Consider the following 26,603-nt stretch of genomic DNA (forward strand, 5'->3'; position numbering starts at 1 on the left):
TGTTTTTTGTTTAATTTATATGATATAATATCTTGGCTAAAACCAACGTCTTTTTTGATATATGTAACACAAAAAAAGAGAAGTTGTTTTTGTATTTAACTTTCCAGGAAAAGGCGGTTATTTCAAAAGAATAGTAAAAAAAGAACGATAGCTATTGATTTATAAAGGGAGTAAAAATATAGGGAATAAAAATACGGGGAAATCCTATATATATTTTTTTAATTTGAATACAAAAAATAAAAAAGCCGCCAACCAGTCATCTGAAAAAGACCGATTGGCGGCAATTAAACTAATAAATTAACTTTTACTTATGAAGAAGATTCCGAAATAAACTGCCCCAATATAACATACCTACTAATAACTCTTCTCATTTGCCAGATTCCACATATTCAGGAAAGAGGCTTTTGTTATATCGACCAATTTGTTCCAGTTTATCTTTTCTACATGATCACTTGGCATATGATAATCAGGATGTCCGTCCGTATGATACCAAATAACCGGAATATCCAACAAGGCAAACGAGGCATTATCACTTCCTCCCACCGGTTTGTCCCAAGGACGATAATCCGGTGCCAAATCTAAATGATACTTTTTAATATCATTTTTCAACCACTCCCCAAATACAGGATGCGCTTCGGTATAAAAATAAACCACATGCGTCGGCTTGGCTTCGTTATTGTTGCGACCAATCATGTCGTAATTCAGATACCCCTTCACTTTATTTATCTCAGAAAAGTTTTGTACGAAATATTTCGACCCCAGTAAGCCTTTCTCTTCGCCATCCCAAAAAGCAAAAATCACAGTTCGCTCCGGTTGCACACCTGTTGCCAGAAAAGCTTTCGCTACTTGCAAAACAGCCGAAACGCCGGAGGCGTTATCGTCGGCACCATTATAAATCTGGTCGCCATCCAATATTGGGTCAATTCCCAAATGATCATAGTGTGCACCGATAATCACATATTCATCCGGATTTTTTCCTTCAATCTTTCCCAGTATATTCCGCATGGATAATTTCTGATGCACCTCCTGCTTCAACTTAGCTATCGAATCCGGATGAACCTGAAAACGTCCCCTTTTTTGCCTTTCCTTGTTATAGGCGTCAAAAGGCTGATAATAAGAAGCAAACAACGGTTGTATGCCTAATGTCTTCAGATTTGAAACAATGTATTCACCGGCTACACGACCGCCTCGGAAACCCGCTTCGCGCCCTTCCAATTCATCGCTTGCCAAAAAGTCTATATAAGCTTCTGCATTTTCCTTATTTATGACGTCCAGTCCTTTTTGCTCAGGCGACTGTGCCCATAATGTCGTACCCAGTGCAATAGATATTAAAAAAAATCCTGCTTTTCTCATTTTATTATTGTGTTTTATAGATTTCAAATTACAAAGATAATATTTCAAACCGGATGCCATCTACCCATAAAATGCAAATAAACTCAAGAAAGAGGTAAAAAAGAGATGGTAGCTTTTCTCATTTGGATTAGTTCATATTTCAGGAAATACAGAAAGAAGACAATAGGAAGGGAGATAAAAATAAAAAAAGGCCAAACTCCGCTATCTCTCAGCGTCGAATGTCCTCTACATCTATCTCTCACCTGTCTTTTTCGAAGACACGGGTGAAGAGACTACATCAAAATTTATTTACTCTATTAATTCTCAATTTTTAGAGCTTTCGCTCATTTGGTTCATTAAGCGGCGAATTTCAGTATTCAACCGTTGACACATGGAACCATTTCCAACTGACTGATAGCGTTCAGCCTGATAACGCAACATCGCTAAAGTACGCATACTTTTTTCATTTTCATTCATCATCATAATTTTACTCTATTTATGCTCCTCACGCTTGAAGAGCTGTTAATAATAAACCCAAACTTTCTTTTTCTCTTTGTTTTACGATGCAAATATACAAACTTTCTTCATAATAATGCTGTAAAACATATAAATTATTTACGTGTTTTGATTTTTTTAAGTTTGAGAAAGCTTTGTTTAGCACTCAAAGCGATATAAAACCGCTTTTTATGCGCAAAGTACCCCTCGCTCCATCAAACGGGTTCAAATTATATTGAAATGTTTCAGAGCATTATAGATACCGTTCTCATCAACAGAAGTCGTCACATAATCGGCCGACTTCATGACCTCTTCAGTAGCATTTCCCATTGCCACACCAATACCGACATGACTAAGCATTTGGATATCATTGCCTCCATCGCCAAAAGCCATGCACTCATCCAAGTCGATATGAAAATGTTCCAACATCTTGTCGATACCGACACGTTTGCTACTCCCTTGCGGTACAACATCCGTAAACAACGGGTTCCACCGCGTGGATTCACAATGAGACAAAACTTTCATTATACGTTTTTCCTGCTCCGCCGTAAAAAAAGCAATCAACTGATAAACAGTTTTTCCATATATATCTTCTATCGGACGAATTGGGGGAGCAGGAAAATTCAGCAAATGAAACACGTCATTCACCGCTTTATCCCTATAATTCATGAATATCTCGTTTTCCTGTACAAAAGCGCATGGGAACTCGCCTTCCTGTTCCTGATAGCGTACCAACGATTCAATATCCTTATCCGAAATACAATGTTTATAAATCACATCGTTTTTTCCAGCAAAAACATAACCGCCATTCAACGTCACATAACCGTCAAACTCGAGATTGCCCAAATTATTAATGGAACTGCGATGACGGCCGGTAGCGATAAATACTTTAATTCCTTTTTTCTTCAATAATTCAAGCGCATGGATAGTCGACTTGGGAACAACATGAGTCTTAAAACTGACCAACGTTCCGTCGATATCAAAAAAAACTGCCTTAATCATAACCTAAACTCTTTACCTTAAAAAAATTTTGACAAAGGTAAGAATAAATACGGATTACCTAAGGTTACGGAAAATATGATAGTTTTTATTTAATAATAAACAAAAAGACGAGACCATCTTTTGATAATCCCGTCTTTTCTATCTTATAAGGAAACGAATTTCCTTTTATTCACAAAGTCAATTATTCTTCTACAGCCCAGTTCTCTGCAGCCATACGCTTGTAACTACGCAAACGCCATTTAGCATTTTCTTCAGCAGCAGCAAACAGTTCAGCGGCTTCAGCCGGATATTGTTTAGCTACAGATGCGAAACGAACTTCACCTTTCAGGAAATCCTGGAACTTACTCCAATCCGGTTCCTTAGAATCCAGAATGAACGGGTTCTTTCCTTCAGCTTCCAAAGCAGGATTGTAACGCCACAGATGCCAGTAACCACATGCAACAGCTTCTTTTTCTTCGGCCTGAGATTTACCCATACCTTTCTTCAAACCGTGATTGATACAAGGAGCATAAGCGATAATCAAAGATGGACCGTCGTAAGCTTCAGCTTCACGGATAGCCTTCAATGTCTGAGCTTGGTCAGCACCCATTGCAATCTGAGCCACGTAAACATAGCCATAAGTTGTGGCCATCAGACCCAAGTCTTTTTTACGAACCCGCTTACCGGAAGCAGCAAATTTAGCAATTGCACCAACCGGAGTAGCCTTGGAAGACTGACCTCCTGTATTCGAATAAACTTCTGTATCCAAAACCAGAATGTTTACGTTCTTACCGGAAGCTATTACATGGTCAAGACCACCGTAACCGATATCGTAAGAAGCACCGTCACCACCGATAATCCACTGTGAACGTTTTACCAAGAAGTGAGTCAACTCTTTCAGTTGCGGAGAGACTTTACAGCCGGCAGCAATACCCTGTTCGATAACAGCTTCTACCTGAGGAGCCAGTTCTTTTGTCTTTTCCGCATCTTCTTTATTTTCAATCCAAGCAGAAAGAACTGATTTTACTTCTGCAGGAGCATTGTCTGATTCAAGGATTACATTCATCAGCTTCACAATACGCTCACGCATCTTTTCGTTAGCTAATTCCATACCCAAACCAAATTCGCAGAAATCTTCGAACAAAGAGTTTGCCCATGCAGGACCTTCCCCTTTTTCGTTGGTTGTATACGGAGTAGAAGGAACAGAACCGGAATAAATAGAAGAACATCCTGTAGCATTAGCCACCATTTCACGGTCACCAAACAACTGAGAAATCAGTTTTACGTACGGAGTTTCACCGCAACCGGAACAAGCGCCGGAGAACTCAAACAACGGAGTTGCGAACTGTGAATTCTTCACGTTAGATTTAACATCTACCAAGCTCTGTTTAGTTTTCACGTTGGCAACACAATAATCCCAATTTGCAGCCTCAGCCAACTGACTTTCCAGCGGAGCCATAGACAATGCCTGATTGCCTTTGAAGCCCGGACAAATATCAGCACAGTTACCGCAACCCAGACAGTCGAGTACATCAACCTGAATACGGAACTTCATTCCCTTCATTGTTGCCGGAGCCTTCACATCCAACATTGCAAAGTTTGCACCCTTCTGTTCTTCATCATTCAATACGAACGGACGGATAGAAGCATGAGGACAAACGTATGCACATTGATTACATTGGATACAGTTAGCTTCGTTCCAAACCGGAACAAATGCAGCCACACCACGTTTTTCATACTTGGAAGTACCTTGATACCAAGTACCGTCCTCAATACCTTTGAAAGCAGAAACCTTCAATAAGTCGCCATCCTGTGCATTGATAGGACGAACCACTTCGTTGATGAATGCCGGATCATTGTTTGCAGCAGCCTCATCATCAGGCAGATTAGCCCAAGCAGGATCTACTGTCAATTGATTGTATTCGCCGCCACGATCTACAGCAGCATTATTCTTGTCTACAATATCCTGTCCTTTCTTACCGTAAGACTTCACGATAAATTTCTTCATCTGTTCTACAGCCAAGTCAACAGGAATTACGCCTGTGATACGGAAGAAAGCAGACTGCAAAATAGTATTGGTACGGTTACCCAAACCAATTTCCAAAGCAATCTGAGTAGCATTAATATAGTAAACCGTAATATTTTTCTGAGCAAAATAACGTTTTACACGATTAGGCAAATGTTTTGCCAGTTCCTCGCCGTTCCATACCGTATTCAACAGGAATGTACCGTTTTCACGCAAACCGCGAGTCACATCATACATGCGCAGGTAAGCCTGAACATGACAAGCTACAAAGTTCGGTGTATTTACCAAATAAGTAGAACGGATAGGATGATCGCCGAAACGCAGGTGAGAACAAGTAAAACCTCCTGATTTTTTAGAATCATAAGAGAAATAAGCCTGACAATATTTATTTGTATTATCACCGATAATTTTCACTGAGTTCTTGTTTGCACCAACAGTACCGTCAGCTCCCAAACCGTAGAATTTAGCTTCGAACATACCTTCACCCCCCAAAGCGATTTCTTCTTTCTGAGGCAGAGAAGTAAATGTTATATCATCCACAATACCCAGTGTGAATTGGTTCTTCGGCATCGGCAACGCCAGGTTTTCAAATACAGAAAGTATCTGAGCCGGAGTAGTATCTTTCGAGCCCAGACCATAACGACCACCTACGATAACCGGAGCATTTTCCGAACCATAATAGCAGTCTTTTACGTCCAGATACAACGGTTCACCTAAAGCACCCGGTTCTTTTGTACGATCCAGTACAGCAATACGTTTAGCCGTCTTAGGAACAGCAGCCAGGAAATGTTTAGCAGAGAACGGACGATACAAATGAACAGAAACCAAACCTACTTTTTCACCTTTAGCAATCAAGTAGTCGATAGCTTCACGGGCAGCTTCCGTAACAGAACCCATTGCAATAATGACGCGTTCTGCATCTTCAGCTCCATAGTAATCGAACAAACCGTATTTGCGGCCTGTGATTTTGGAAAGTTCATTCATATATTCTTCTACGATAGCAGGAACAGCTTCATAGTAAGAGTTGCTGGATTCTCTGTGTTGGAAGAAATGGTCAGGATTTTCAGCCATACCACGGGCAACCGGAGTTTTCGGGTTTAAGGCACGTGCACGGAATTCAGCCAATGCCTTCTGATCGATAAGCGGAGCCAAATCTTCATTTTCCAACGCCTCAATCTTCTGAATTTCATGTGATGTACGGAAACCATCGAAGAAGTTCACAAAAGGAACACGGGATTTGATTGTAGAAAGATGTGCAACACCAGCCAGGTCCATAACCTCCTGTACAGAACCTTCAGCCAACATAGCAAAACCGGTCTGACGGGCAGACATCACATCTTGATGGTCACCAAAGATACACAGGGCATGTGAAGCCAATGTACGAGCAGATACATGAAATACGCAAGGAAGCAATTCACCTGCAATCTTGTACATATTCGGTATCATCAACAACAAACCCTGCGAAGCAGTATAAGTTGTAGTCAGGGCACCTGCCTGCAACGAACCGTGAACTGCACCGGCAGCACCACCTTCAGATTGCATTTCCTGTACCATTACAGTTTCGCCGAAAATATTCTTACGTCCGGCAGCAGCCCATTCGTCTACATATTCAGCCATTGTAGACGATGGTGTGATAGGATAAATAGCCGCAACTTCACTGAACATATAGGAGATATGTGCAGCAGCTTGGTTACCATCACAGGTTAAAAATTTCTTCTGTTTTGTCATAGACTCTTACTATTAGTATTTAAAAAAATTTCAATACAAAAAGCCAAAAAGCCAAAGCGGGATTAAATTGTCTTCTCCAACCTCAACCTTATCGACTGCATAATACAAATCAGGATTGTTCTTCACTTTCATGTTTTCTTCAATCCTGAAGTTATATTTCCCATTCACCAGAAAATGAGCGTTCCTACACCCTTCGTTCAGTTTATTATCTTTCAACAACTGATTATAGAAGAACGATTCGCGCACTGCTTGTATATTAACCTCCATCGGACGGATGGGATACATCAGATTGGAGTTATACATATATACTTTGGACGGCTTTTTCGGAAATGATTCTCCCACCGGATAAAGTATGTTCACCAAACGGGCATCAGCCAAATACTTGATATAATTCATCACGGTAGCCCGTGACGTTTCGATATCTTTACTCAACTGGCTTACATTCGGTGTACAAGGAGCTGTCGTAGCCAGCAGATAAAGCAGCTTACGAAGTTTCGGCAAATAGCTTTGCTCTATTTGTTTAATGTATAACACATCTACTTCCAGCATCATATTCATGGTTTTCAGCAAATTCTCCGAAAAATTGCGTTTCTCCAGAAAAAACGGATAGAAACCATGATGCAGATAATCCTGAAAATATGCCATCGGTTTAGCAATCGAACAGATATCTTTCGCTATTTCCTGATGATTAGCCAGTATTTCTTCAAACGAATAAGCCGGGAAATTATTACCCGACATCAAATTAAAAAACTCACGAAATGAAAAACCACGCAAGTTATAAGAAACAACCTTTCCCGACAAATCCGGGTTTTCTTCCTTCAACCGCATTACGGACGAACCGGAAAAGATAATTTTCAAATCCGTAAAATTATCATAACAATAACGAAGCTCTTTCGACCACCCCGAATATTTAAACACTTGGTCTATCAGCAACACCTTGCCTCCTTTTGCCCTGAATTCAGCGGCAAAGTCAACCAATGTCCGTTCCGTAAAATAAAAATGATTCAAATTGATATAAAGGCACTCTTTATTATCCGCCCCAAAATGCTCACGGGCATAATCCAAAAGAAATGTAGTTTTCCCCACTCCGCGAGAACCTTTTATGCCGATTAACCGGTCATTCCAGTCAATCTCATCCATAAACCCTCTACGGACAGGCGAATACAAGTGTTCTACCAGATATTTATGTGTTTTAAAGAATGCCTCCACCTTCTCTTTGGATAATTGAAATATGATATTTGAAAATTACCGGCACAAAGATAAACATCTTATTCATATTTGCAATGCGGAGATTACAATTTTATCCATAAAAATTACACTGCAAATTGACAATGTTTCACTTTTTATTTCTAATATCTTCTAAAAGTCTTTTTCAAACACATCATCTCTCTAACGATTTAAAATTCAATTATCCCTAATGATTAAGACAAAAAAGCTGTGCCAGTAAAGTCATGTTTTTACTGACACAGCCTTTTTCTCTATTCGTTATTCAATAATTGAAATCCATCCGTATAGGTCTGGTTCGTCCCCATATTGGATAGCACGTAGCTTATTATACAGTTTTTCGCAAACAGGACCGGGCTTGCCGTCTTTGGCAATTATATACGATTTATTTTCATCCAAATCATCGATTTGTGAAATCGGGGCGATAACGGCAGCTGTCCCACATTCGGCAGCTTCATCGAAAGTCTCTATTTCTTCAAATGGAACCGGACGGCATTCTACAGTCATCCCCATGTCGGTAGCCAATTGCTGGATACTCTTATTCGTGATAGAAGGTAATATTGAATGTGACTTGGGAGTGATATAGCTGTTTCCACGAATACCAAAAAAGTTGGCCGGACCACATTCGTCCAGATATTTCTTTTCTTTCGGATCCAGATATAATACGGCTGCATAACCTTTCGAATGGGCGATTTCACCGGCCACCAAACTGGCGGCATAGTTACCACCCACTTTAATCGTCCCTGTTCCATAAGGAGCTGCACGGTCGTATTCACGCAGGATACATACTTTCGAAGGCTTAAAACCACCTTTGAAATAAGGGCCTACCGGTGTAACAAACACCATGAACATATATTCGGGAGCAGGTTTCACGCCCACCTGAGCACCCAGACCAATCATCAAAGGACGTATATAAAGAGCCGCACCACTTTCATAAGGAGGGACAAAACGTTCATTCAGTTTTACCACTTTCCGGACAGCCTCTTCGAACATTTCAACCGGCAATTCCGCCATTTTGATACCGCGACTGGAAGACTGCATGCGTTTACCGTTCTCATCCATACGGAATACACGGATTTTGCCGTCTTTTCCCCTAAACGCCTTCAATCCTTCAAACGATTCCTGGCCGTAATGCAAACAAGTAGCTGCCATATGAATATTGATGATTTCAGAAGAACTGACTTCCAATTCACCCCATTTTCCATCCCGGTAGTAACACCGCACATTATAGTCTGTCTTCATATAACCAAATGCCAGATCAGACCAATTAATATTTTCCATTTTTTGTCGTAATTAGATTATTGCACGCAAAGATATTAATAAAACAACAGATTGAAACAAAAAAGCCACTAAAAGATAATAAGCTGTCAGTAAAAGTAAAAGACAACCTCATCCATTCAAATAGAACATCTCCATGCTATTTGACAGATTCCGCACCTTTCCAATGGTAACACAATATTTTTGCAAACGCATTTTCCTCCTGCAAAATGAGGTAAGAACCATCCGGCTGACGGCATGCATTAATCGAATAATTAAAATCGCACCATCCACTTTGCTTATGTACACTTTCTCCGGGTTCAATACGGCCAATAAAATCACCTGTCACACGGTCATACACAGTAATCCATCCATTTCTTGCCAATGCCACAAAGATATAATCACCTTCAACCGTAAAAGCTTTTGCATTCGTGAAATCCTTTCCCGAACCGTCTTCTATGTGAAAAGGTATATACAACAACATATCCGGTTTCCAATCATCAAAAGACAAGGCCCCTGTTTCCAAACGTTTCATAAAATTAGAACAACGGGCAATGGTACTTCCCAAAGCCCACCAAGTATCATGTTGGTCCTGGGCCTTAGGAGAAAAACCGGCTAAATATAATTCATCTTTCTCCGGATCATAATATATCCGTTTAGCATCCTGAAAACCTTTTGGTAGAGGGATAAGTCGAGGCTCTTCATATACAGGAATCCCTTTTTCATTCAATTCTTTCAATTTCCACAAGAAAAAACCATGTTGCCGGGTTCCACGCCACATATTCCCCGCATGGTCAATAAAAAAACTCATCGAATATTGATTCGGCTCTACAACAGAATGAAATTCTTCCGGTTGCTTGTAACCATCGGCATTCCGGTCAACCCAAAGAGACAATGGATGTTTCTTATCCGGATTTCCGTTTTGTATGGATAAACAAGGTATTGCAACATATCCATATTGTTCCTGATTAAAGCGATATCCGGCCAACATGCCTCCATACATATCGGAAACAAACAAAAAGCTCTTACCTTGAATATTTCGTTTAAATACAGATGTGATAAAAGCTCCATTTTTTTTCACGCGTTCATCTCCCGGAAACAAAAAAGGGTCGGCTGTATAAGCAATCAATTGGTCTATTCGACTCCCTTCTTTGGAGAAATCTATTTGATGTATTTTTTCCGGAGAATAAAAACAGGTAGTATTTACACGGTCAAAATCAGCTGTTGCAGTAAATATCAGCCCCTCCATTTTCCATAAAAGGGATTTATCTTTTTCCTGATACGCTTCAAGAACCGCACCTCTCCCTCCACTTACGCTCGTATTGGCAATATAAATATTCCCTTTATCATCTACTCCCGTTGCACACGGACCACTAAAACGGCAAGGACCGGCCGCTCCGGGAATAAATTCTTTTGTACGGGAAAACACACCACCTTTAACCCCGAAGGAGCCTGCAAACCTCGGCTTCTTATAAATATCATCATAAATCATGATATTCAAATCTTTCCCTCTATTAGGCAACAATAGACGTTCTTTTCGAAGGTCAATAGTAAACGAAACAGCCTCCGCTTCGGGAGGAACAGTCAAAGATTGAGGTAATAATTTACCGTTCATAGCTTCCATACGCACGATTTCTTTCCCACGCATCATCCATAAAGCTTTTTTATTGTCTGCATAAATGAGCCCCACTCCCCCTTTCACAGGATACCCTTTCAAATACGTCATCGTTTTTGAGTTATAGATTTTGATTGAGTCCGGAATCCGTTCACTTTCAATTCCTTTCACAGCTACATATAGCAAACCGTCCATTATAGCCAGCCCCTCCAGCGAACGCTCTTTCTCGCTGCAAACAATGAGCATATCCCCTTTATAGCCATAACCACCTTTAAAAGGAGCCCCTTTCCCCGTCTTTATATCATAGCGGCGCACTGTTTTCCATTCAATCTGTTTGTCACAAGGAGGAAATTGGGGTTTATTATTGATATTCAGTTCATTGTTTCCCCCATCACAACCATGCTGCGTTAACAATTGATAAACATATTGTTCGTCCAAAACAACCGCATTTCCGGAAAAACGTCCCCATCCGCCCGTACCGGAACCTTCCGGACGACTGATTAGTTTACCATCCTTAAAAACAGCAACATTTGTTCCCCCTTCATCCCAACTACAGATAGTAGCAGCCGTTCCGTCGGGAAGGACATACATGTTCAACATATCATGAGGAATATGAGACTCTTCATATCCGCCATCATTGGCAATCCAGGAAGTTGTATAATTAGTAAGTTTAGCGCTTTCTCCATCTACATTTTCTACTAATTGAGAAAACGTAGGTAGATACATCCAAGAAAGTAATAATATTATCAAAAAGTTTCTTTTCATACATTCTATACTTTATTCGATTAATATTTTACTCGTATCCACGGAACCTTTTCTTCAATCCATTTTTTCAATGATACCGGGACATCAGTGCACATATAATCACAACCCAAATACGCCCCCAACATAAAATCTTCAACAGATTGCCCCGGCCATAGACTAACAATCAGCCCTTCTTTATGCGCTTTTTGAACACTCTCACGGCTCGTTCCATTCATTGTCGCGCCTAATCGCTTTATTCCGACAGTTTTACAAAGAGCTATTGTTTCCGCATTACAAGGTTTCGAAGTTATTAAAAGCAAATCAACTCCAGGATAATTCGATTGAAGGTAACGTAAGGCACGATAATCGCTTGAAGTAAAGACGTAAAGAGCATCAGCCGGCTTTTTTGCCATCACCTTTTTATATAGCTTGTCACAATACTCAGCAAGACGCTCCTCCGGATAGAGTGATTCGGGATTTGTTTTCATCTCAAACTCAACATATAAACCCTGCTTATCTTGTAAAAAATCAAGCAGTTCATCCAAAAACAACATTTTATTCCCCTGCTTCGTTTTCAACTGCATAATATCCGCCTTCGTTTGCTTCTCTACAGCTCCTTTCCCATTGGTTGTACGTTCCAAGGAACTGTCATGCGTAACCACCAACTCACCATCTTCAGTCATTCGTATATCCGTTTCAAAACCGCAATAACCGGCATCATAACTGGCTTGAAAAGCCTGCATTGTGTTCTCGTCATATTCCATCCGTCCACCACGATGTGAAAACAAACGTATTTCCTGAGTTTGCCCGAATGCCTGAAAAGCAGCCAACAGGGCCACAACTATTAAGAACAATCGAAGTATTTTCATCACTCTAAATTAGTTTAAGTTTATACAATTCTATTCGTTACACGCTCCTCCTACACTTTTTATTTCGAACCGACTCGGCAAATTTAGCAAATTATATGTAACCGATGATATTCCACGGTTCAAATCTTTAGTCATAAAACAATAATACACGAATCACCAACATTAAGAATATCAGTACAATAACATCACTAACACATTGATTTTATCAAGAAAAAAAATCGCCAACACAAATTAGCAGAACTATTCCGCTAATTTCACATCTTTCAATTGCTCAAATAAAACGATAGAATTTGATTAAAAAAACAAATTACCATCCAATTTAATATTTAAATATTCCTCAATCTCATTTTCTTCTACAAGAATAATACTTTTGTAATCATTTCTTTTATTATCAACAATAGATAGATATGTAAAATGTTCACCGGGAGAAATACGATGCAAAAAAGTTCTGTCAATATAGGAAACTGTATCTAAAACAGTAACATTATCCGTCATTAATGAAAACAACGAAAAATCGCCATTTTTCCGTATAAAATAATCATGAATCAAATATTTTTTACTTCTACTATTTAAACCATCATCAACCAACCATGTTATATAGTTTTTTTGTTCATTATTGATAATAACAAACTTTTTTATAGAGACAAATTCATCTTCACTATTTCTATAACAATAAGTTAAAGTATCTATTTCTATTTTATCTTGAGAAAATAGACACAAATTATTCATCATCAACAATAAGAATATTATTTTTTTCATCTATTCATATTTTTAATAGTTTCTTTTTTCGTATCAATAATCATACCCTTTAATACCATATTAGTTTCTTCACTATTTACTATTTGATGAGATACACGTTCATAATCGCCCCTATCCCGTAAATAAAGCAAAGCATGACTATTCGCAGAACCTTAAATCGGTTTATCTGAAATTACGATGTTTGCATATATAACAGAATCCTTAAAAGAAATTATTTTCATATTCTGGAGTATTCAGTCTTATATTTACTAATACTATTAACAACGCAAACAATAACACTTTATAACGTTTTCTCATATTTTGCAAACTCATTTTTCCGTTTTTTAGTCGCCATTGGAAGAGGCCATAATGTCGCTACCTATCACGGGAGAACTACATGCAGCTTCGCCCCATCAGTGCCACAAAACTAATTCGTAAAAAAACAAAACATCTCAATGCTATAAAGTCTGTTTCCTTATATCACTTTTTCATCTTAATAAATAGATGCTTTATATAATCGGTTTCAATTGGTTGCATTTTTACAAAAAGACTATCTTCCAGGCTTTTTAAGAGAACCTCCTCAAAATGTCCCCACATGTCAATCTCAAGCATTACAATAAAAGGATGTAAATTATGTTTTTCTTTTTCTTGCAAAGCTTGCACTTCTTCTCCCGAATCTTGTATTATATCATATTTGCTTGTATTTTTCCTCACAAAACTATTTCCTTCAATATAAATTCTATTCATATTTCTTGTATCAAAAGTAAATCTTGTATAATAAAAACCGACTCCTTTATAAATAGTAACATAATCCATACTATCTGCATAATTATTAATCGGCTTATCTGAAAATACTATCTTTGCACACCTAGGACTATAGATAGAATCACTAAAAGGAATTGTCTTCATATATAATCCCAAATCTTCAATATAATATTGATTACTACTCCCTGGATAAGTCCAGATGTAGATATTATATATAAAAAACAAAACAAATGCTGCTCCAATTATTTTCTTCATAATTAACCTATTTTCTTATATAACCTGTCATTAATCTACGTTTCCCAAGCATGAATCCATAATATTGAGCATATTGAGAAGAAAGACCATCTATAGCTGAAAAATCTCCTTCCTGCATTTTTAGCAAATTATATGTAACTGATGATATTCCGCGGTTCAAATCTTTAGTCATATTTCCGTTTCCATCATAAGCATATTCCGTGTCTGGTTCGTATAATTCTTAAAATCATGAGAAAAGGCATAAGAGACATTCGACGCCGCATCGCTGACGGATATTATCCGGTTTCCATCATAACCGACTGTCAGATTGTCGATTTGACCGTATCCGCTGCTGCCGGTCATCCCGTTGCGCTGGATGACGGTAGGAGTCATGCTTGTCATTTAATGTCTTAAAAAGACATTTTCATTTTCATCCATAAAGGCTATTATATAACAAGTAGATGTTTCCATTCTAGTTTTATCTGGAGTTTTTACATCAAATGAAATATGGGTGCTTTCTGTTTAGTTACATTTTAACTTGGGCGGCTTGTAATATCCAAGACCAATATTTGTAACCACTCTCTTGTATTTAGATAAATCGTTTTTACAAAAGTAATAATGTGCACCTTTTTGACTGTCATCACTTAAAAATTCAGATATTATATAATCTTTTTGTAAAATATTATATTTCCACAATACTGTTATTATTTCTTCTGTTACGGGATAATTATCATCCCACCAATAAAACAATTTACCGTTTTTTATCACATACTTTGTTGGTAATTTATCTTTCGTTTCTTCTGAATAATAATACTTGTAACGAGTTCCAACAATCTCTACACTTACTATTCCATCATACAAATCTCCTCTTTCCCATTGGTGAGTTCGTCCATCTTTATATTTTGTCTTATCAGCTTGTATCAAAGTGGATTTATAAAACACACTATCCTCAAAATTAACACTAAAAACAGAGTCATTTTTAAATAAATTGCAATTTGTTGAAAAATTTTCGACAGCATTATTTATCGCTACTTCTTGCAAATTTGTTCCTATTTCTGTTGTAGATATCTTTATGGAAGAACAACCTAACAACAAAAAAAAGGTTGACAAGGATATTATTATTTTAGTTTTCATATTGAAACCTATCAAACTGTTTTCCAAATTACAAATGTTTTATATTTTTCAAAAACAACTTCGGACCGGACTCTTTCGTTTCATGCGATATAAATGCCCTGAGATAAAAATGGTCCAAACGCACGGGGTCATACGCAAATGCCTCTTTCACATGGAATTGTAAATTCCGTACACTGTCCTGAATGAATAGTGTATCGCATAAGGGTTTATAGACCCACACACTCCGACCCGAAGACAAGGCCTCTCCTATTGAATCACAATGTATATCAAAAGGAGGTGCAACCATGACCGGTACTGTTATCTCACAGGTCCCTAAAAGTATTACTGAAGAGATAAAAAGTATAGACCTTTTCAAATAACGTTTTTTATACTTCATACTTATTTCCGTTTTTTAGTCGCCATGGGAAGAGACCGTAATGCCACTTCATGAAATTCCATAAATAAATATCAGAAAGGCTACAATCCACCAGCTATTTATTCACAAAACAATTATTTTTAATCCGTTCAATATCCGAATTATGATAAATCACAAGGCTAAAACATGACTATAATTGCCTAATATAATAATAATAACACACAGAAAAAATCACCAAAAATATATCAATAGCCCTTAAAAACCAAACAAGAATTACATTTCCTTTCAATCGCGTCAGATGCAAGAATTCCAACACAAGATAAATAATAGACATAAGACACTCAAAGCAAGAGAACAATTGCAAGTTTAACAAACTATCAAATCTCCATTCTCCTAAAAACTCACCAGTATATACTTTTTCATACACCATTGAATATTTTGCCATATTAAACAATTCATAAACACATATAAATAAGAATAATACAGCAATAATAATTCTTATAGCATTATATAAGAAATAGATTATTCGCCTTATTTCTTTCGTCATATTATTAATTATTTATTATAATATATACAACATTAATCTTACTAATGAAGACTTATATTAAGACAAACAAAGAAAGCAGGTTTTCATGTTCTCTTATTAAACATTGAATATCCAAAAAGGACAATACTAACAATTACATAATATAGAAAATATTCTAACCACTTAATTTTGCTTATTAAATAACCAGAAGCAAATTTAATATCAATACAATCCACCTTAGGAGGTCCCTCTATTTCATATTTGTAACTAACTTGTGCATCAATAATTCCTATTATAATAAAGAACAGGAGTATCAATGATGAAAGTATCGCTATTACAAGAATAATCTTTCTCATATTCATTTTGTTTTATATATTAGTCTATTAGTAGTAATAGAAGAAGTATTTAAATAGTTTCTCAAAAAGACTGGAACGACAGGCCTTTCTCTGACTTTAACTTGAAATACATCCCCTGTAGTTCGATTGATAATTTGTCTAGTTGTATTAAAAAGAGTTGTTCCTGCTTCAGTTAATGCATCAACAACTACTGTGGTACAATTATTATTCAAAAGATTATATTCATCAATTACATGTGCTGAAAAATTTCCTTTGTATTTTCTTTCAGTAGGAATGATTGTTGATGAATTAAATTTTTTATCAAATATATCTCCTACATTTTTGTCTGTAACATCCGTGATAACACCATTAGAATCTATAAACCGTACTGGATTATTCATACAATACCCATACGTACTCCAACTATAATACTTCTCCGACAGCGGGTCCATCGTCATAAAACGACCCAATGCAGGGTCATACAGTCGGGCCTGGGAATCATACAGATTCAAACCATGCATGCCGTCGTATTCCTTCCCTACATATTTGTAAGGCTGAATATCACTGCCGGAGGCATCACCGAACTGCATGCCAAAAGGATAATAATTTAGCGATTGCCGGCTCACTCCTGAACTATTCGCCGTTACACGCACACTGCCCAAATGGTCTTTTACATAATAATAATAAGCATTATCCTCGATATAACCGTTCTCGGTCAAAACCCGTTTCAGGCTATTATCCACATATACATAATTTCCGGTATAATCTGTTGTCTCGGAACGACTCAACGAAGAGGACGTGACACCGCTCCCTATCACAGGAGAACTGGAATACGAAGGATTCCAATTGTGAACCACGCGCAGCTTCGCCCCGTCAGTACCATAAACATAGTCGTTACGCGCTTCACCTACAGGGCTTTTTATCTCTAACTGACTCGGTAAATTTAGCAAATTATATGTAACCGATGATATTCCACGGTTCAAATCTTTAGTCATATTTCCGTTTCCATCATAAGTATATTCCGTACTCTGGTTCGTATAATTCTTAAAATCATGAGAAAAGGCATAAGAGACATTCGACGCCGCATCGCTGACGGATATTATCCGGTTTCCATCATAACCGACTGTCAGATTGTCGATTTGACCGTATCCGCTGCTGCTGGTCATCCCGCTGCGCTGGATGACGGTAGGATTGCCATGCTTGTCATAAATCCCCGCAACTATGAAGATTTTACTGATTTGATTTTCATCAATGCATTATCGAAAAAATATGAATCGCAAAAACAATTAACCAAATTACCAATGTAGTAATCAAAAATAATCGAAATCCAATTTTACATTTATATAAAAGCATTGATATGCAAATTCCAATAAATCCAAGCAAAGCTTTTACCAACAGAACCCATTCCGGATACATAAAACAGAACAATATATTTGTAAAATTATAGCAATAAAAGAGATCAAGAGAGTCGAATAACAAGAACATATTCGCACACAAAGCTATAACAATAAAAAAAATATTAAGTTTAGTATTCTTCATAATTTATTTACCAATTATAAGTTTCTTTTCTAAATGCATCTTCATTGTTAAATGTCTTAAAAAAGACATTTCTATTTTCATCCATAGATACTATCATATAACAAGTAGATGTTTCTATTCTAGTCTTATCTGGAGTTTTTATACCAAATAAAGTCTTATAGTTTTCAACTATTTTCGTATTTTTTATATAGCTAAAACCATAACTTGTTTTATCTGAATTATGTCCAATTGTTTTAAAATTTGATATTTTTTCATTTCCAAAAAACTGATGAAAATTCCCCTTTATATTACCATATCGTTCCCTTAATGGTGATAATGAATAAGCTTGTCTCAAATAATTTTCAAAACTCACAGCCCGAGGTTCTACAATATCTGTACTATATTCTGCATTTGCAGAATTAAACATGTAACTACTATGGTCAAAAGCATGAAATGTTTCATGTCCTAATATAATCATAGAGTTTAAAATCCCTCCGTCAACAGGAAATTCTTTATACCAAGGATTTCCGACATAGTTAATATCTAAACTTTTAGGATTGTAAGAACTTCTTATAGTCCAAAATATTGAATTTAAAGTATAAACGTCTTTTTGTTCTATCAAGCGGCTCATAACACGACTACCTAAACTTGTAGCAGCTATTCTTGCTATGTTTTCTATTCCACCAATATAGTTATTGGCTAAACGAATGACTTTCCCATCCGGATCAACAAATTTCATCGGATTATTCATACAATACCCATACGTACTCCAACTATAATACTTCTCCGACAGCGGGTCCATCGTCATAAAACGACCCAATGCAGGGTCATACAACCGAGACTGGGAATCATACAAATTCAAACCATGCATATCATCATATTCTTTTCCGCTATATTTATAAGGTTGAGCATTACTGCCGGTGATATTCCCTAATTGCATGCCATACGGATAATATTGAACAGACTGAATACTTGCACCGGAGTTATTGGCTACAATTCTATTATTTCCTAAATGATCTGTTACATAGAAACAATACACATCCCGTTCACCTAAATATCCACCTTCTAACAGTACACGCTTTAAGGTTCCATCTATATAAATGTAATTACCCACATAATCCGTTGTTTCCATTTGTGTCAAAGCAGAGATATTTACACCACTCCCTATTATTGGCGTATTCGAATATGCCGGATTCCATTTATGAACTACTTGATACTTTGTCCCATCACTGCCATAAACATATTCGTTGCAAGCTTCAGCTACCGGACTTTTTATATTTATTTGGAGAGGTTGATTCATATAATTATATGAAATTAAGGAAATCCCTTTATTCAAATCTTTTGTTATATTTCCATTTTGATCATAGACATATTCTTCCGATTGATTTGCATAGTTCTTAAAATCATGAGAAAAACTATAAGAAACATTTTCTCCTAGATCATTTACCGATGTTATGCGATTCCCATCATAAGTGAAACTTAATTTGTCTATTTGGCCATATCCGCCACTATTCGTCATACCATTACGCTGTATACCTGTTGGATTTCCATGTTTGTCATAGGTATAGGAAGTTGTAAAATTATAACTAAGACCAGAGTAGACAGCATTGTTCAATCTGGATAAACCATCATAAGTATAACTGTATGTATGCCCCATTCCACTCTGCCTCCATTCTTGCTTGCTTATATCTCCTCCATAGGTATAAGTCAGAGTTTGACTAAACAAGTTTCCCGTTTGAGTCACTAAACGACTACGAACATCATATCCGTATGTAGCTTCCAAACTTGATAATCCCCCTTTTTTATCCGTCGAAATCCGGCCGAGCGCATCATAACTCTTCTCGGACAACGTCTTTGCCGTTCCGCCGTTCCAGCTGTGTGTCGTTTTGGTCAGACGGCGAGCCGCATCATACGTATAGACATATTCTTCCGTCTTGGTGCTACCGAAGGCTGTATGCTGGTGGTAACGCTTTTCTGCCAAACCGTCGAACGCATAGGCCACATATTCATGGTCGGTTCCGCCGACATGGTTCGTACGGCGGGTCTGGATCAGGCGGCTGCGGGCATCGTAATAATAGACAGTATAGGTATATTGGCTGTTGCTATCGGTACGGCCCGTGATGCTTCCAGTCGGAAGTCCCTTGGGCGTTGACAGGTTGGAAGAGGCATATCCGCTGCGGCTCTCGAACGTCATCCCGGAAGGAAACAGATTCTCACTCGTGAAACTGTAATCGTCATAATAGGTAACGGACAGAAGGGTCGCCGAAGACAAACTGGTTCCACTCAGGTTATAGCCCTTATAACTACCGCCCGAAGCGCGAACGGCATTCACCAACGTGTTCTTCAAAGGCTCACTGCCATAGCTCAGGCTGTTGGTACAGGTGCCCGTCAGGACCACACGGTCGAACGCATCGGGGATGGTAAAGGTCCACTGGTTCTTACTGCGCTGGACGCCGTCCTGCGTGAAAATCACACGACCGGCCTTGTCGTATATTATATAAATCCATTCGGCACCGGGTAGTTTCTTGGCTATCGGACGAAAATGCTTGTCGTATTTATAAAGGTAAGCATATTTCTTTATTGCATCCGTACTTTCCGTATAAGTACCGTTCGGGGAAAGGGCGTCGGAGGCTAGCGGAGGAAGGACTACGCGCAGGTTGTCGTAGCAGTCGTAGACATAATAGGTATCAAAGGAGGTACTGCCATCCATCTGCCGGGTCAGGACGGTACGGCCGGATTTGTCCTTGAATTCATAACTTATGTGGCCGTCCTCGTCCGTTGTTTTCCTTACTGACAGTTCCCCGGTTGCGTAAGTGCCCGAACGGACCAGGCTGATTGTCTGCAAGTCATTGGATACGGTGTATTTCCCACAGGACAGGCTGCTGCTGTTTACCAGCAGCACGCTTTCCACTGAACGAGAGGCGGAACGCCAGCTGCTACCAGGACCGTAATCCTGACGGACACGTTCAAGAGGGGATGCTTCATAAATCAACTGGCGGTAAGGGTAGCTATCGCCGGCATGCGCCGTTGAGGCGTTGCTGCGAAGCGTGGAAGGGCTGACATACGCCCCGTTATTCCCCGAGACGGGGACAGGCAACCAGAGTTTTTCTTCTCGACCGGCATTATCGTAATCTATCAGGGAGACCAAATCCTGACCGCTTCCTCCCTGCTTGGTTTCCACCGTTTCCGACAGCCGGCCGAGACCGTCCAGATACTCTATATGGTCCAAATAACTACTCGTACTCGTGGTCATCGTACGGGTACGTACAAAATTCTGGCTCGTGGTCTGTCCCGATAGGCCGCTACACGGTAGGACAAACAAGACGACTGACAATATGTGGTAATATGTTTTCATTTTCTAGGCTGTTTAGAGGTTCTGTTATTTCTTTTGGATAATCCGGCTTTCTGTTTCAGTTCCGAAAACAAATTTGCAAACGTAGTTACCGGCCGGAAGCGTGCTGCAATCGATTTCCTCCGTATAATAACCGGAGGATGTTTCAGGCAAGGATATGTTTTTCAATAATTTACCGCTCATATCATGCAAGGATATCCGTACGGGCATGGATGTTTCTGTCTGATAGAGAACGTTCAACATTCGTTCCACCGGATTGGGATAAAAATCACAAGCCCATCCTTCCCCTTGCATGTCCCAACGGGAATACGGCTCTCCTGATATATCCGTACCGGGTAGCCCGTCCTGTTTGTCCAATGTCGCCATGTTGACGACATCTTCTTCCAGATAGGTATGTTCTTGGGGAGGATAGAAAAATGCCGTTTTAAAAACTTCCTCTTGACCCGTTTCATTCAGGTTCAGGTGGTGGAGCGTTTCAAAAACAGGATAACGGTAACCGGCCGCATACCAGCGATAGGACTCCATTCTCATATTCATGGATGATGCCGGTATTGTATCCGGTTGGATAAATGTTTGTACTGTCTTTACACGTGTCACATGGTTCAAGGTATCCCCGTCAGGCAATATCATTAGTCCCGTAGCGTCCGCCCGGACAGCGACACTTCCTCTGGTGGTAAAAGGGATTTTTCCGGAATAGATGCCTTTCATTTCAAAGGTATCCGCATATTCGCAGCCATATTCAAATGGATAGCGCATGGATAATACCGGATGTTGGCAATGTACTTGCGTAACCGGATTCTCGAAACCCGTGATGCACAGGGTGCTATCCGTCGAACGGTAATAATATAAGGTATAGTGTTCCAGGCCGACAATCAGGTCCTGCCTGTTGTATTGTTCCTTTAGAAAGGTATCACGGCCCAATACGTATATACTATCGCCCAGCAGTTCCGGTTCCAGATATTCCAACTCATATTTTTCATTTACCGGCGTCAACGAGCTGAAATCCCATATCATATCCTGACCCGCTTCACCGGGGGAGACATAATTTACCTGCTGTTTGACTATCTTATCTCCCGCACGGACAAGATTATGGAGTTTTGTGACCTGCGCATGCAAAATTGCAGGCCAGAGGCCCACCGACAGCAGGAGGAAAATCCTTATGTTATGTAATGCTATCTTTTTCATATCATTGAGGTATTAGATTCTTTATTTTACTTTATAATTATACAGATATTCTTTTATCGTTTTGTCCGTTCCTCCTTCTTTAATGTATATTTTGGAAAGACGGCCTTGCGAATCGTAGCTGTAATAGGTGGTCAGGCCCGTAGGGTCTGTGGAAGAGGTCATTCCTTTAAGCAACTCGTACGTATAAGTCGTGACTTGTGCATTCTTCAGCTGGCTGTTGGTTCGTAGCGCATTGACAGCCGTCATATTGGGGGACGATTGGGAAGAATAGCTTTCCGGTGTCGTTCCCAAAGCGGACTTTACGGCATCATAGGTTGCATTGCGGATTTCTACTATCGGGTATAGTCCGGTATAACTCCAAATGTAACAAACCGTTTGTCCGCTCTCCGTGTCGGTTATACAAAGAGGATTCCCGTAACTGTCGTACCGGCTGACCGTTGTCTTTGAGCTGTAAAGCGAACTTTTGGAAAAGGCCGTATTGGTCGTCGCATCGGACACATAATTGCCCTGAGGACGGTTGCTCAGCTTGAAACCGGCGTCGGCGGATGTCGCTCCGGCAAGCGTATAAACGGACGCGAGGGTTCCATTGCTGTTGAACAAATTGACTGTTCCCGCTTTGACTTGACCGTTTCTGCGGAAAACATGTTCGATGGGATAATCCACGATGTTCTTGGATACCAATGAAGAAAGAAAACTGCCTTCGCCGCTGCTCGAGGCATAAGCCGTAGGGTAAATCAAATGTTCGACTTCCTGCGTCCCGTCGCTCTGGCTGCGTTCCACCCGGGATGGTTTTACATCTTTTTGACTATCATAATAATAACGGGTCACTTTCTTTATTATATTCCCGTTATCATCCTGTTCGGATTCATCCACTCCGGTCAGTTGCACGATACCCGTACGGATTCCCCGCTTATTCAAATAATAAACGGCATTGTTTTCCACCAATTCTTCACGCGACATACTACCCTGGCTTCCACCCACTATCAAGACTTCCGTAGCGGTCCAGCAACGTGCCCTGAATATCTGGACGGGATCGAAATATTTATTATATTGGTTTTCCGTTTTCTTCGTCCATACATATTGCCCGTTCTTGTATTTATAGTATGTAACGGACTCAGGCATACCTAAATACCATTCATCCTCCCGAAGCGGATAAGGGCTGGTGGGAGAAGCTGTTTCCATAGAATAAGTATGCGTATCGGATGTATAAACAGTTTTTCCGCATAAAGCACCATTCTCTGCCTCATATTCCGCGACCTGGCTGTAATTAACAGCACAACCATTATCAAAAGTCAGGGCCTCGACTGTTTCTCCGCCAAATGTACGCTTGCGGAAAGAATGGATAACACGGGTATCGTAGATGACTTTCGCCGTTTGTTCCGTATAGGTATTCGCCCCATAACCATCTAATACCGGAATAGTATGAGGAATACCTGTTCCATCCTCATCCGGACCGTATTTATATATTCTTTCTTTCACCGGGCTGGTCCCGCCGCTATCGTAATAACGTATTTTTTCTATGCGAAAACCTCCGGAACCTTTAATCGTTTGGTTATCCCGGAAACGGTTTTGCCCGACAATAAATTCCGCACGTCCTCCTGTAGGATAATTAATTGTGAGCAGCGTTCGGTCTGCGGCTATGGAAAAAATATCCTCTCCGCCGATTGTCACTTTATAACTTTGCTTATCGGGGACTTGGCAACCGGGAAAGAAACGAGTTGTCGTCCCGACATTTATATCGATATCCTGTACAGGCAGCGGAACATAAGAACCGGATAAAGCTTGTCCTTTGTACCCCCATATATCGGCCATTACACCACCAAGACGGTTTATTCCATAGGAGAAAGTATATTTTTCATCCCCGACGGTCAACGCATTCAATGTCCGTTGGTATTTATCCGAAGTGGTCGACTGGACCAGTGTTATCGTTTTCACCACATCTCCACTGCTTTTCTTTACCTGAATACTGCTTAAGGCATTATTAGCAGTATAAGCGAATGTTATTTTCCCGCCACGGAATGATATTTCCGTCAAATTGTTGGTATATAAAGTCGATAAATTCCTGGCAGGTACTCCTCCTCCTATATTATACCCGCTGGCAGTCAGAGTTACAAATCCCGGGCCGGTATTTCCATTGGTAAAAAATTGGATTGTGCTACTTGTGCCGTATATTTTCTTTTTCGGTCCGGCAGCTTTCCACCAAGGGCAATAACTTTCCTGAACCGGATTTTGATTCTGGTCGTTACATATCGTATGACAATCATCATAGACACTAAGCGTCTCATTATAATTATCTATTATTTCAATCCGTCCGTTATCCTGCACAACCGAACTATAAGTAAACGGATTTCCGTACGTGAACGTCACTTCGGTCTGTGCCAATTTATTTACTATTTTATCACATTTCCAACTCATCGTCACGGGAGTGACACCCCCTCCCTGAAACTGCGTATAATCCCTGTTGGTTGCCGAAAACACATAACTGGTCCCATCCGTATCCACCAGCGTAAAGACTTGCCCCGTAGGATTAAATGATATTTTCACGCCATTATAAGGGACCGATACCGGCTGGAATTTACCATCCGTCTGCCGCTGAAAATAAAAAGCGCCGCTTTTAGTAGGCAAACGATAGTAAAACTTATCCGGTTCCATATCGATATACCCTTCGGCTATCCGGCGAAGATCCGATTTTGAATAGCTGCTACTCGAACCTTGTGCGGGATAGTTTGCCTCTACCTTTCCGGTATTATAATAGTATCCTATTTTACCTTCCGTATTCTTAAAATCATCGAATCCGTTAACAGAACGCGTAATTTGCAAATCCGAAGTCAACGACCAACCCGCTCCGGCCACACCGGGAAGCTGATTTACACGCAAATAATTATCCGTATGGAAACTCAGTTCCATCGGAATTTCCACATCGCCGGATTTGAGCGTATATAAAGGTATACGAATATCGGGAATACCGGTCAGCTGACTAACCGGATAATTCACATATCGCATCAGCGATGCCGCCTCAGGCGGATAAAAATTCACTTTCGTAAAATCGACCCCGTCCGCACCGGTTGCATTAACCGAATTTGTATTGAAATCAAATTCTTTGTCAATCGTGTCTTTTAATATAGTCAAACTGTCTTCCGCTATAATATTATGAGTTTTCACCTGCCCATATAAAGGGGAAATAGACAAACCGGCTACAAATAGCATAAATAAAAGGTTCTGTTTCATGGTTCAATAGATTTATCATTTAGTATAACAAGCAGGCATTTCCTGTACCCACAAAATTATTAAAATTCTAATACTTATCAAATTATTTCCCATAAAAAAATGAAAAAAATGAAACACTCCCCTTTTCTTATAAAAAACAGACAAACCGTTTACCGATAAGCTCGTATATACATGAGCATTCTTCCACGTCCTATCTGCAATAAATCACCGGCATTCATCATTTCTTTTAAATCACTGAGGGCAACCCGTTTTGTACAATTATTTATCAACATACAATCGGAAGAGTTGATGCTATTGTTTTTAATCAAATAATCGATAATCCGTTTTTTCCGTTCTTCCGAAGTAAACATTTCTTTTTGCACGCGCTTGATACGTTTCAATTCGAACTTTTTAGCAGCCCCTTTTAAATCGGGAGACGGGAGAAAATTAAAACCGTCAATGCACGTGGTTAATCCGTAACCCTGCCCGTCCTCCACATTCTCACTTTTCAAGGCGAGGGATAAGATGCCGATGCCTTCCAGATTGACATTATACCCTTCACTCATCCAGATTGTTATCCACTGGTTTAATGCATCCATAACACCCTTCACCTCGCCCGGATTAAATGTCGTACAAGAGGATACCATTTTACAAATGTCTTTCAGGTTTTTAGTACCGGAAGGCTTCACACGGGCAGACCAATACTGACGTTTTTCACTTTCTTTGCCGCGAGGGGTAGGTACTGGATAAAGAGAATAATTAATGCTCATCACAATTTGTTTTAATGGATAATTAATATTGCAGACTTGCTCCCTTTCGTTCAGCGTTCGTTGAACGGAAAAAATCCGAACGTACTTTTTGCGTTTCACGTTCGTATTTTTTGCGTTTCACGTTCGTAAAACGAAAGCGTCATACTGTACAAACATACAACAGGCGGATACCCTTTTCCAAATTTTTAGGAAGAAATCTTTTTTTACAAAGAA

Annotated in this window: 19 protein-coding genes; all 19 read right to left on the reverse strand. The window is 39.4% G+C overall.

All coding sequences use genetic code 11. The features are described from left to right. Nucleotides 1-354: 354 nt before the first annotated feature. A complete protein-coding gene (locus DW103_RS06420; RefSeq protein ID WP_122274901.1) occupies nt 355-1,353 on the reverse strand; it encodes a M28 family metallopeptidase in 999 nt (332 codons plus the stop codon). A 303-nt stretch (nt 1,354-1,656) separates the two neighbouring features. Beyond that, on the reverse strand, nt 1,657-1,815 hold the full coding sequence (locus DW103_RS18240; RefSeq protein ID WP_199652982.1) for a hypothetical protein: 159 nt from the start codon (nt 1,813-1,815) through the stop codon (nt 1,657-1,659). A 237-nt stretch (nt 1,816-2,052) separates the two neighbouring features. Then, a complete protein-coding gene (locus DW103_RS06425) occupies nt 2,053-2,829 on the reverse strand; it encodes a Cof-type HAD-IIB family hydrolase (RefSeq protein ID WP_122274841.1) in 777 nt (258 codons plus the stop codon). 181 nt (nt 2,830-3,010) lie between these two features. After that, entirely contained in the window at nt 3,011-6,562 is a 3,552-nt protein-coding gene (nifJ, locus tag DW103_RS06430) for a pyruvate:ferredoxin (flavodoxin) oxidoreductase (RefSeq protein ID WP_122274842.1), read from the reverse strand. Between the two features lie 30 nt (nt 6,563-6,592). Then, nucleotides 6,593-7,771 carry an ATP-binding protein gene (locus DW103_RS06435; RefSeq protein ID WP_122274843.1) on the reverse strand — a complete coding sequence of 393 codons (1,179 nt, stop codon included), beginning with the start codon at nt 7,769-7,771 and terminating at the stop codon, nt 6,593-6,595. 276 nt (nt 7,772-8,047) lie between these two features. Next, nucleotides 8,048-9,067: a branched-chain amino acid aminotransferase gene (locus tag DW103_RS06440; protein WP_122274844.1), complete on the reverse strand. Its 1,020-nt coding sequence runs from the start codon at nt 9,065-9,067 to the stop codon at nt 8,048-8,050. 136 nt (nt 9,068-9,203) lie between these two features. After that, nucleotides 9,204-11,423, reverse strand: a complete 2,220-nt coding sequence (locus DW103_RS06445) for a hypothetical protein (RefSeq protein WP_147381183.1) — start codon at nt 11,421-11,423, stop codon at nt 9,204-9,206. 20 nt (nt 11,424-11,443) lie between these two features. Further along, nucleotides 11,444-12,271, reverse strand: coding sequence for a glycerophosphodiester phosphodiesterase (locus DW103_RS06450; RefSeq protein ID WP_122274846.1), 828 nt, complete (start codon nt 12,269-12,271; stop codon nt 11,444-11,446). 294 nt (nt 12,272-12,565) lie between these two features. Then, nucleotides 12,566-13,030, reverse strand: a complete 465-nt coding sequence (locus DW103_RS06455) for a hypothetical protein (RefSeq protein ID WP_122274847.1) — start codon at nt 13,028-13,030, stop codon at nt 12,566-12,568. Between the two features lie 459 nt (nt 13,031-13,489). Beyond that, entirely contained in the window at nt 13,490-14,029 is a 540-nt protein-coding gene (locus DW103_RS06460) for a hypothetical protein (protein ID WP_122274848.1), read from the reverse strand. A gap of 168 nt (nt 14,030-14,197) precedes the next feature. Then, nucleotides 14,198-14,410, reverse strand: a complete 213-nt coding sequence (locus DW103_RS06465) for a hypothetical protein (RefSeq protein ID WP_122274849.1) — start codon at nt 14,408-14,410, stop codon at nt 14,198-14,200. A gap of 120 nt (nt 14,411-14,530) precedes the next feature. Beyond that, complete coding sequence (locus DW103_RS06470) at nt 14,531-15,142, reverse strand: hypothetical protein (protein WP_147381184.1); 612 nt, start codon at nt 15,140-15,142, stop codon at nt 14,531-14,533. A gap of 28 nt (nt 15,143-15,170) precedes the next feature. Then, nucleotides 15,171-15,518: a hypothetical protein gene (locus DW103_RS18410; RefSeq protein WP_147381185.1), complete on the reverse strand. Its 348-nt coding sequence runs from the start codon at nt 15,516-15,518 to the stop codon at nt 15,171-15,173. A gap of 609 nt (nt 15,519-16,127) precedes the next feature. Continuing rightward, nucleotides 16,128-16,379, reverse strand: a complete 252-nt coding sequence (locus DW103_RS06485; RefSeq protein WP_147381186.1) for a hypothetical protein — start codon at nt 16,377-16,379, stop codon at nt 16,128-16,130. A gap of 2 nt (nt 16,380-16,381) precedes the next feature. Further along, complete coding sequence (locus DW103_RS06490) at nt 16,382-17,524, reverse strand: RHS repeat-associated core domain-containing protein (RefSeq protein WP_122274854.1); 1,143 nt, start codon at nt 17,522-17,524, stop codon at nt 16,382-16,384. Nucleotides 17,525-17,904: 380 nt separating this feature from the next. Beyond that, nucleotides 17,905-21,231: an RHS repeat domain-containing protein gene (locus DW103_RS06500; protein WP_122274856.1), complete on the reverse strand. Its 3,327-nt coding sequence runs from the start codon at nt 21,229-21,231 to the stop codon at nt 17,905-17,907. A gap of 24 nt (nt 21,232-21,255) precedes the next feature. Then, the gene (locus DW103_RS06505) at nt 21,256-22,413 is read right to left on the reverse strand and encodes a T9SS type A sorting domain-containing protein (RefSeq protein WP_122274857.1); all 1,158 of its coding nucleotides are present in this window, start codon (nt 22,411-22,413) and stop codon (nt 21,256-21,258) included. A gap of 21 nt (nt 22,414-22,434) precedes the next feature. Then, nucleotides 22,435-25,641 carry a hypothetical protein gene (locus DW103_RS06510; protein WP_122274858.1) on the reverse strand — a complete coding sequence of 1,069 codons (3,207 nt, stop codon included), beginning with the start codon at nt 25,639-25,641 and terminating at the stop codon, nt 22,435-22,437. Between the two features lie 149 nt (nt 25,642-25,790). Beyond that, nucleotides 25,791-26,390, reverse strand: a complete 600-nt coding sequence (locus DW103_RS06515) for a hypothetical protein (protein ID WP_122274859.1) — start codon at nt 26,388-26,390, stop codon at nt 25,791-25,793. Nucleotides 26,391-26,603: the final 213 nt, after the last annotated feature.

The sequence above is a fragment of the Parabacteroides sp. AM08-6 genome (genome assembly GCF_003473295.1).
In the GTDB taxonomy this organism is placed as follows: Bacteria; Bacteroidota; Bacteroidia; order Bacteroidales; family Tannerellaceae; genus Parabacteroides.

Excerpts from the sequence above, each read along its gene's own strand:
- DW103_RS06420 (WP_122274901.1), bottom strand. The coding sequence starts at position 1,353 with ATGAGAAAAGCAGGATTTTTTTTAATATCTATTGCACTGGGTACGACA.
- DW103_RS18240 (WP_199652982.1), bottom strand. The coding sequence starts at position 1,815 with ATGATGATGAATGAAAATGAAAAAAGTATGCGTACTTTAGCGATGTTG.
- DW103_RS06425 (WP_122274841.1), bottom strand. The coding sequence starts at position 2,829 with ATGATTAAGGCAGTTTTTTTTGATATCGACGGAACGTTGGTCAGTTTT.
- nifJ (WP_122274842.1), bottom strand. The coding sequence starts at position 6,562 with ATGACAAAACAGAAGAAATTTTTAACCTGTGATGGTAACCAAGCTGCT.
- DW103_RS06440 (WP_122274844.1), bottom strand. The coding sequence starts at position 9,067 with ATGGAAAATATTAATTGGTCTGATCTGGCATTTGGTTATATGAAGACA.
- DW103_RS06445 (WP_147381183.1), bottom strand. The coding sequence starts at position 11,423 with ATGAAAAGAAACTTTTTGATAATATTATTACTTTCTTGGATGTATCTA.
- DW103_RS06450 (WP_122274846.1), bottom strand. The coding sequence starts at position 12,271 with ATGAAAATACTTCGATTGTTCTTAATAGTTGTGGCCCTGTTGGCTGCT.
- DW103_RS06455 (WP_122274847.1), bottom strand. The coding sequence starts at position 13,030 with ATGAAAAAAATAATATTCTTATTGTTGATGATGAATAATTTGTGTCTA.
- DW103_RS06460 (WP_122274848.1), bottom strand. The coding sequence starts at position 14,029 with ATGAAGAAAATAATTGGAGCAGCATTTGTTTTGTTTTTTATATATAAT.
- DW103_RS06465 (WP_122274849.1), bottom strand. The coding sequence starts at position 14,410 with ATGACAAGCATGACTCCTACCGTCATCCAGCGCAACGGGATGACCGGC.
- DW103_RS06470 (WP_147381184.1), bottom strand. The coding sequence starts at position 15,142 with ATGAAAACTAAAATAATAATATCCTTGTCAACCTTTTTTTTGTTGTTA.
- DW103_RS18410 (WP_147381185.1), bottom strand. The coding sequence starts at position 15,518 with ATGAAGTATAAAAAACGTTATTTGAAAAGGTCTATACTTTTTATCTCT.
- DW103_RS06485 (WP_147381186.1), bottom strand. The coding sequence starts at position 16,379 with ATGAGAAAGATTATTCTTGTAATAGCGATACTTTCATCATTGATACTC.
- DW103_RS06490 (WP_122274854.1), bottom strand. The coding sequence starts at position 17,524 with ATGACCAGCAGCAGCGGATACGGTCAAATCGACAATCTGACAGTCGGT.
- DW103_RS06500 (WP_122274856.1), bottom strand. The coding sequence starts at position 21,231 with ATGAAAACATATTACCACATATTGTCAGTCGTCTTGTTTGTCCTACCG.
- DW103_RS06505 (WP_122274857.1), bottom strand. The coding sequence starts at position 22,413 with ATGAAAAAGATAGCATTACATAACATAAGGATTTTCCTCCTGCTGTCG.
- DW103_RS06510 (WP_122274858.1), bottom strand. The coding sequence starts at position 25,641 with ATGAAACAGAACCTTTTATTTATGCTATTTGTAGCCGGTTTGTCTATT.
- DW103_RS06515 (WP_122274859.1), bottom strand. The coding sequence starts at position 26,390 with ATGAGCATTAATTATTCTCTTTATCCAGTACCTACCCCTCGCGGCAAA.